Below are 7,457 nucleotides of genomic sequence, written 5' to 3'. Positions count from 1 at the left end.
AACAATCGACACCCCACCACACACCAGATCAACAAACTCCGTGCGGGTGTTCGGGGCAAACAACTTGACCATGAAACGCTCCATCTATCAGAGCGTTGCAACCACCATATGAATTTGCCAGCGGAACATCGGCACCTAATGTACTTTCGACGGTTCGGGGTAGAGCTAGCCCCGCAGTTGATCCAAGATGCGCGCCAACTCGGCCCGGTCCTCGGCGCCGAGCCGGCCAAAGTACTCGTTGGACTTATCGCGCCGTTCAACGCGAATGCTGTTGAACAGTTCTATTCCGGCATCGGTGGGGACAATCAGGGTGGCCCGCCGGTCGGTGGGATCGGGGTCGCGGCGGACTAGGCCCTTGGCCTCCAGCTGGTCGACAACCTCGGTGGCTGAGCGCGGAGCAATGCGCAGGCGCTCCGCTAGATCTTTGAGTCGGACATCGCATGGACCCGCCGCAGGCAGCTGCCGCATCAGGGTCATGAGCGCCCGCCACTGATGCGGGGTCAACTCCCACGGGGCCAATTGTTCGGCCCAGGTGCGGCGCAATCCGCGGAATGCCGCGTGAAACAGTTCGCCGAGGTCGGGTGCATCATCGTGGGGAGCCATGGAACCAGCATACTAAATTTGACTGCTAACCACATAGTGAGGTAACCTCTGTATTAGTTGGTGCGAGTCCCGCACCCCGCACACCATTGGAGGTGGCGCCCTTGACGGAGAACATCCTCAAACACAAGCAAAAGCCCAGCCGTGACAATTCCGGCCCCTCAGACCAAAAAGATTCCGTAGACCATAAAGGTCGCGGCCCGGCCCGGATCAGCCCCGCCGACAAGGCCCAAATCAAGCGCCATCCGGTGAGCATGAAGCGCATCGTCGCCTTGTTCGCACCGCACAAGGTGACCATCGCCGCCGTCGTGCTTCTGATCAGCGCATCCAGCCTCATCAGCCTCGCCCAACCATTCCTGGTCCGGGGCGTCATCGACACGGCCCTGCCCAACAAGGACGTTCCGATGCTGGCCTGGCTAGCCGGTGCCATGATCGCCGTCGCCGCCGCCACAGCCCTGATCGGCGTGGTTCAGACGTGGATGACCACGGCCATGGGCCAGAAAATCATGCATACCCTGCGCACCCGGCTGTTCACGCACCTGCAAAAGCAGTCACTCGCATTCTTTACCCGGACCCGCAGTGGTGAGGTGCAATCGCGCCTGAACAACGACATCTCCGGCATGCAATCGGTCATCACGTCGACGGCCACGGGGGTTGCCTCGAACGTGACCACGGCCGTCGCCACAGCTGTCGCCATGGTTGTCCTGTCCCCAAGACTGGCGCTACTGTCCCTTATTGTCATCCCGCCGGCCGTCTGGTTCTCCCGCCGCGTGGCCCTGCTCCGGCGCGACATCACCTCGACCATGCAGGCCGAACTCGCCACCATGAACACCTATGTGGAGGAGGGGCTGAGTATCTCCGGGGTGCGGCTAGCAAAAACGCTAGGCACCACCGGCCGCGACGCCGCCCGCTACACCGAAAGCTCCGAACGTCTCATCGGCCTGGAATTGCGCTCGCAGCTGGCCGGCCGCTGGCGCATGGCAACCATGGGCATCATCTTCTCGGCCATCCCGGCGCTGATTTACTTTGCCGGCGGGCTGCCCGGAAACACCATGACCATCGGTACCATCGTTGCGTTCACGGCCTTGCAGGCCACCATTTTCCGCCCCATCATGGGCCTGCTGAACCTCGGCGTCCAATGGGTCACGGCCATGGCGCTCTTCAGCCGCATCTTTGAATACCTCGACCTGGTCCCGGACATCACCGCCCCCGCCGAGCCTGTTGCGCTGGATCCTGCCACCGTGCGTGGCGAGGTCCGCTTTGAAAACGTCCATTTCGCGTACGACGGCGGGACCGACGTTTTGCGCGGCATCAACCTCACGCTTCCCGCCGGCACCACCACCGCCGTGGTTGGGCCCACGGGTTCGGGCAAGTCCACTTTGGGTGCGCTGCTCCCGCGGCTGCACGATGTCACCTCCGGCAGGGTCACGATCGACGGCGTCGATGTACGTGACATTGCCCCGGAGGTATTGGCCCGCATTGTGGGCGTGGTGTCCCAGGAAAGCTATCTGGTCCACGCCTCGATCCGTGAAAATCTCCTGCTGGCCGCCCCGGATGCGGACGATGCAACTCTCTGGAAGGCCTTGGCTTCTGCACAAATCGCAGACCTTGTGGCCGGACTCCAAGAGGGACTGGACACCTTGGTTGGTGCCCGCGGCCACCGTTTCTCCGGTGGCGAGCAGCAGCGGCTGGCCATTGCTCGCACCATCTTGCGCAATCCGCGCGTGCTGGTGCTGGACGAGGCCACCTCGGCCCTGGACAACACCACCGAAGCGGCCGTCCAGCTGGCCCTGGATCATCTGGCAGTTGGCCGGACCACGCTGACCATTGCCCACAGACTCTCCACCGTGGAGGACGCCGATCAACTGGCCGTGCTCACCGGAGGCATGGTGGTGGAAGTCGGCACGCCGACGCAGCTCAGTGATGCCGGAGGTGCCTATGCGGCTCTCCGCGCCGCTCGCGAAGAGCTGGAACTGGCCTCATCCGTCTAGACCGTGTCCGTCTAGACCCTGTTCAACTAAGCCGCGGCGCGGCGTGAGACCAACAGTGTGGCCACGGCCAGGACGCAGGCCACACCAAACGCCATGACATAGGCAGCTTCGCCCGCTGTCAGAAGGGCCGCAAATACGGCGCCCACAACGCCCAGAGCCGTGGCTGTCAACAGTGTTTCACTCAACTGCAGGGCAGAGGCGTTGGTGCCCTGCTCGCTCGGAGCCGACTCCGCCAGCACCACCACCGATTGTGTTGGGTAGGCCAGGCCAATGCCAAATCCGGCTGCGGACCATCCCAGCCAGGCAATCCACACCGGCCAGCCTGGAAGCAGTACCAGCGCAGAAACTAACATGCCCAGCACCATGAGGGCGGCGCCCCAGCTCAGGCATTGTGCTGGTTGCAGCTTGCCTCGCGCGGACAGCCACGCGCCAACGGCCCAAGTCACGCCGCCCACCGTCAGCGACAGCCCGGCAAGCCACGCCGGCAGCTGCCGTTGGTCGATCATGTACAGCGGCAGGTAAACGTCGGCGATCGTAAAGCCCGTGCCCATGAGCCCGCGCATCAGGATCAGCGAAGGCAGACCTGGTGTGGCGCGCCACGTGCCTTTGGGGAGCAGAATATTCACGGCCACCGCAAGAAGAACGACGGCGAAACCCAGTTGGGCGGGCCACCAAGGATGGGTGCGGGTTCCGGCGTCGCTGATCATAAGAACAGACGCCGATGCCACCACGGCCCACAGGGGTTTGACCCATAGCCGGGCTGATGGGGCTGTTTCAGTCGCGGTCAAGGGCAGGTTCATCGCCGTCCCGCGGCTCCCGCGCAGCAAAAGCGCCACGGCCACCAGTGCCAGGACGGGAACCGTACCAAATACCCACCGCCAGCCGAAGTGGTCGGTGACGATGCCGCTCAATGCGGGTCCCACGACGGACGGCAGCAGCCAAGCCGTGGCCAGAGCGCCAAACATTTTGGGGCGTAGGTAGGCCGGAAAAACCCGGGCAATCGCCACGTAGAGGGCAACGGCGTCGAGCCCGGAACCTAGACCGGTCAGCGCCCTGGCCGCCACGAGTAGCTCCATGGTGGGCGCCGCCGCGGAGAGCAACATCCCTACAACGTAGATACTCACGCCCGCGATGAGCGGTTTTTGTGGGCCGGACCTGTCGATCCACAGCGCGGCGAGGGACATTGACACCACGGAGGTGGCCATGGTGATGCCAAAGGCCAAGCCATAAAGCGGCAGACCGTTCAGTTCGCGGGCGGCTTGCGGCATGGCGGTGGTGATGGCCGCCGTCGAATACGCCACCATGAAGGCCAAGCCAAAGAATCCCAGCGAGGCGCCACGGAACTGGCTGCTCCAAATGCTGGTGGGAGAGCTCACGCGGGGAAGTGATGGAACAGGGTCATAGGATTAGCCTAGTTAATGTTTGGGCGAAAAATGACCGCCACCAGAATCGGTGTTGTGCCGGTCGGTGCGGCGAGGAGCAGCGTGGAATTCTCAACTCGGTATGTGGCACTGGGCGATTCATTTACCGAAGGCCTCGGCGACACCGATCCGGCGCTGCCCAACCAAGTTCGCGGTTGGGCAGACCGTGTGGCCGAACAGCTCGCGCTGGCCCATCCAGACGATTCTCTGGACTCCTTGGGGCCCGTGGGGTACGCCAACCTTGCCATTCGAGGCAAGAAGATGAACCAGATCCTGACGGAACAGATCGATGTCGCCGTGGCCATGAAGCCAACGCTCGTCACCATTTACTCCGGTATCAATGACATCCTGCGCCCGAAGGTGGACATCGACGCCATGATGGCCAGGTATTCGGACGGCCTAGCCAAGCTGGCGGCCACGGGTGCGCGTGTTTTGGTTTTTACCGGTTTTGACGCCAGCACGTCCAAGATTTTCACCAGTATCCGTGGGCGCACGGCCATCTACAACGAGCTGCTCCGTGAAGTTGCACAAAGTCACGGCGCTGAGCTCGTGGACTACTGGCGGTTCCGCGAATACAACGATTGGCGCTTGTGGGGCATCGACCGCATGCACATGTCCACCGCCGGTCACATCAACATGGCCAACCGGGTTCTGGAGCAATTAGGTGAAACCGTGCGCATTCCCGCACCTGACCTGCCTGCCATCCCCGTCCGGACAACTGCAGAAACGCTCAAGGACAATGCCGCCTGGACCAGGGAATATGTTGGCCCGTGGGTGGGGCGCCGCCTGCGCGGAGTGCCATCGGGTGACAACCTCAGCGCCCGCTGGCCCGTTCTGCATTCACCTTTGCGCTAGGCCCGACGCCCGCCCGTCCGCCTGCCCGACAACGAGTACGACGGCGGCGAAGGGGGAGGCTCAGAAGAGGCGGTCTGCGACTTTCACCCGAGTGGCAAACGCTAGTGCCACATTGAGCTGATCGGCGGATGTTGGGCCTGCTTCAGAGGAAAGCAGCTGATCATCGGGTGTGCTCGGATCGGCGAGGTAAATGCGCGTGTACCCGGCGGACTCGGGTTCGAATTTCCACGAGTCAGCGAGCGTTCCGGCGTCGAGCGTATCGAATCCGAGCCGGTCCATGATTGCCGCCGCCTCACGCTTAGCGTCGACGTCATCGGATGCGATGGGAAGAGCGGAGCGATCGGTGGCGCCATTGCGACGTGCAAGAAGCGGGATGTGGTGGGCGAGGATATTGTTAAACGCCTTGACCTGACGGGCACCAATGAGCCATTCGTGCACTAGCTCGCTCGTTGTCATGACCTCGGAATCGAGTTCCGCGATGCGACCGTCGCGGAACGGGTAGTAATTGCTGGTATCTAGAACAAGTTTGTCCCGCAATAGTCCAGCAGGAAGCTCCTTGACCGCGAGTAGCGGAATGGAGAGCACGATCGCGTCTGCGTCATTGGCGACTTCTTCGACTGTGCCAGCCTCGGCAAGTGGACCGAGCTCTTCAACGAGCCCGTGGAGCGATTCTGGGCCGCGGGAGTTCGCGAGGATCACGTTCAAGCCCGAAGCGACCGCGAGCCGAGCGACTGCCGATCCAATATTGCCACTTCCAATGATTCCCAATGTCTGCATGGTTCTTCCTTTCGAAAATGTCCTGCGCGGCGGGCCTTGATTGGCCGTTGGGCAGAACCTCTTGGCTTGAACGTGGGCCGCCTGCGAAATTATTCCTGCTTCTTATAGGCGGGCCCGTTCGCTTCCTGCGGCAGGTATGGTATGCCAATTAGTCATAATCACCCTAAGGAACTAGACTGGGTAGGCGCTAGGTAGCGCGGAGCGTGTGCAATTGCTCCGGTTTGCGGTGATTATCCTCCCGTTGGCCGGTAGTTAGGGGCTCAAGTTGCGTGCATTCGGGTATTCGCCGGACAGCACCTTCCTCATCATCATGTAAATGACGACCACGGAATCATGCTGTCCAAGGACGGACGCTGCCTACTCGCACGGTTTGCACCAGTGGACCGTATCCATATATTTATTAGGAGTGATCATGGCAGCACATTGCCAGGTGACCGGAGCCGAGCCGGGCTTTGGACATAGCATTTCGCACTCGCACCGCCGCAACAAGCGTCGGTTCGATCCGAATATCCAGAAGAAGCGCTACTGGGTACCGTCCTTGCGCCGCAACGTTACGTTGCAGCTGTCTGTCAAGGGCATCAAGACCATCGACGTCCGCGGCATTGACGCAGTCGTTGCCGAAATTCTGGCTCGTGGGGTGAAGCTCTAGTGGCAAAAGACAAGGACGTACGTCCGATCATCAAGCTGAAGAGCACCGCGGGTACCGGTTTCACGTACGTAACCCGCAAAAACCGTCGTAACACTCCGGACCGTTTGGTTCTGAAGAAGTACGATCCCAAGATCCGTCAGCACGTTGAATTCCGAGAGGAGCGCTAAGACTATGGCTAAGAAGTCCATGATCGCTAAGAACGAGCAGCGCAAGGTCATCGTCGAGCGTTACGCCGAGAAGCGTCTCGCCCTGAAGAAGGCCCTCGTTAACCCGGCCTCCACTCCGGAAGAGAAAGAAGCAGCCCGTTTGGGTCTGCAGAAGCTCCCCCGCAACGCCTCGCCGGTACGCGTTCGTAACCGCGACGCCATCGATGGCCGTCCGCGTGGAACGCTCCAGAAGTTCGGCATCTCACGTGTTCGCTTCCGCAAGATGGCACACGCTGGCGAACTGCCCGGTATCAAGAAGTCCAGCTGGTAATCACTGATTTTCAGTTGTAATTAGGGCGGCAACCTTCGGGTTGCCGCCCTTTTTGTTGCCCTCTTTCCGCCTTTCGCCGGGCCGTTTCGCGGCGCCAGTAGGTGCCCCAGAGGTCCCCAAAAAGACTTGGCTGAGAGCGAAATCTCCCTAGAATCCGGGGAATTTGCCGTGCAAATCACTGGAAAACACCGAAATTTACCGGAATCACGCGGAATTGCTGGTAAGTTCGCTAGCAGTGGTTGACACGCAACCGCGTGGAATTGGATTAACTTGATCGTCCAGGAGGACAAACATGGCAAAGAACCGTAGCGAATTGGTTGCTGAAGTTGCTGCAAAGGCTGAGACCAGCCAGACTGCAGTAAATGGCGTTCTGGATGCTCTCTTCTCGGTATTCGAGAACTCCGTTGCAGCCGGCGAAAAGATCACCATCCCGGGCTGGCTCTCCATCGAGCGCACCGACCGTGCAGCTCGCACCGGCCGCAACCCCCAGACCGGCGAGACCATCCAGATTGCAGCAGGCCACAGCGTGAAGCTTTCCGCTGGTTCCAAGCTGAAGGCTGCTGTCAAGAAGTAATTCTTCTCAGACGCACGTGAAGGCGGTCGGCACTTTGCCGGCCGCCTTCACTCTTTTAACAGCCCGGCCTTTTAAGAGCCCGGCGGCGGCCGCCGTTTCGGCCGGCCCATTCC

General features: G+C 61.2%; 9 protein-coding genes. 6 read left to right on the top strand and 3 right to left on the bottom strand.

Annotation, left to right across the window (positions count from 1 at the left end):
- Window positions 1-165: 165 nt before the first annotated feature.
- Window positions 166-603, bottom strand: a complete 438-nt coding sequence (locus tag ACP7B9_RS10535; RefSeq protein WP_425863123.1) for a MarR family winged helix-turn-helix transcriptional regulator — start codon at window positions 601-603, stop codon at window positions 166-168.
- Between the two features lie 206 nt (window positions 604-809).
- Between ACP7B9_RS10535 and ACP7B9_RS10530 the strand changes: the two genes are divergently transcribed.
- Entirely contained in the window at window positions 810-2,591 is a 1,782-nt protein-coding gene (locus ACP7B9_RS10530; protein ID WP_425863156.1) for an ABC transporter ATP-binding protein, read from the top strand.
- 26 nt (window positions 2,592-2,617) lie between these two features.
- Here the strand turns inward: ACP7B9_RS10530 and ACP7B9_RS10525 are convergent, their stop codons facing one another.
- Entirely contained in the window at window positions 2,618-3,967 is a 1,350-nt protein-coding gene (locus ACP7B9_RS10525) for an MFS transporter (RefSeq protein ID WP_425863121.1), read from the bottom strand.
- Between the two features lie 108 nt (window positions 3,968-4,075).
- Between ACP7B9_RS10525 and ACP7B9_RS10520 the strand changes: the two genes are divergently transcribed.
- Window positions 4,076-4,867 (top strand): SGNH/GDSL hydrolase family protein, encoded by a 792-nt coding sequence (locus ACP7B9_RS10520; protein WP_425863119.1) that lies wholly within the window; start codon window positions 4,076-4,078, stop codon window positions 4,865-4,867.
- Window positions 4,868-4,927: 60 nt separating this feature from the next.
- On the opposite strand, the gene ACP7B9_RS10515 is transcribed toward ACP7B9_RS10520, so the two are convergent.
- On the bottom strand, window positions 4,928-5,734 hold the full coding sequence (locus tag ACP7B9_RS10515; protein WP_425863154.1) for an NADPH-dependent F420 reductase: 807 nt from the start codon (window positions 5,732-5,734) through the stop codon (window positions 4,928-4,930).
- Between the two features lie 322 nt (window positions 5,735-6,056).
- On the opposite strand from ACP7B9_RS10515, the gene rpmB reads away from it, so the two are divergent.
- The 4 genes from rpmB to ACP7B9_RS10495 all read left to right on the top strand — a co-directional run bounded on the left by rpmB (window position 6,057) and on the right by ACP7B9_RS10495 (window position 7,344).
- Window positions 6,057-6,293, top strand: a complete 237-nt coding sequence (gene rpmB, locus ACP7B9_RS10510) for a 50S ribosomal protein L28 (RefSeq protein ID WP_038465685.1) — start codon at window positions 6,057-6,059, stop codon at window positions 6,291-6,293.
- Window positions 6,293-6,460 carry a 50S ribosomal protein L33 gene (rpmG, locus tag ACP7B9_RS10505; RefSeq protein ID WP_044574616.1) on the top strand — a complete coding sequence of 56 codons (168 nt, stop codon included), beginning with the start codon at window positions 6,293-6,295 and terminating at the stop codon, window positions 6,458-6,460. Before rpmB ends, rpmG begins: the two co-directional genes overlap by 1 nt.
- Window positions 6,461-6,464: 4 nt before the next feature.
- Window positions 6,465-6,770, top strand: a complete 306-nt coding sequence (gene rpsN, locus ACP7B9_RS10500; RefSeq protein ID WP_062007872.1) for a 30S ribosomal protein S14 — start codon at window positions 6,465-6,467, stop codon at window positions 6,768-6,770.
- A gap of 292 nt (window positions 6,771-7,062) precedes the next feature.
- Window positions 7,063-7,344: an HU family DNA-binding protein gene (locus ACP7B9_RS10495; protein ID WP_425863116.1), complete on the top strand. Its 282-nt coding sequence runs from the start codon at window positions 7,063-7,065 to the stop codon at window positions 7,342-7,344.
- Window positions 7,345-7,457 lie beyond the last annotated feature (113 nt).

It is taken from the genome of Arthrobacter sp. TWP1-1 (assembly GCF_049897845.1).
Classification (GTDB): Bacteria; Actinomycetota; Actinomycetes; order Actinomycetales; family Micrococcaceae; genus Specibacter.
This window is presented reverse-complemented; position numbering and strand designations above follow the sequence as displayed.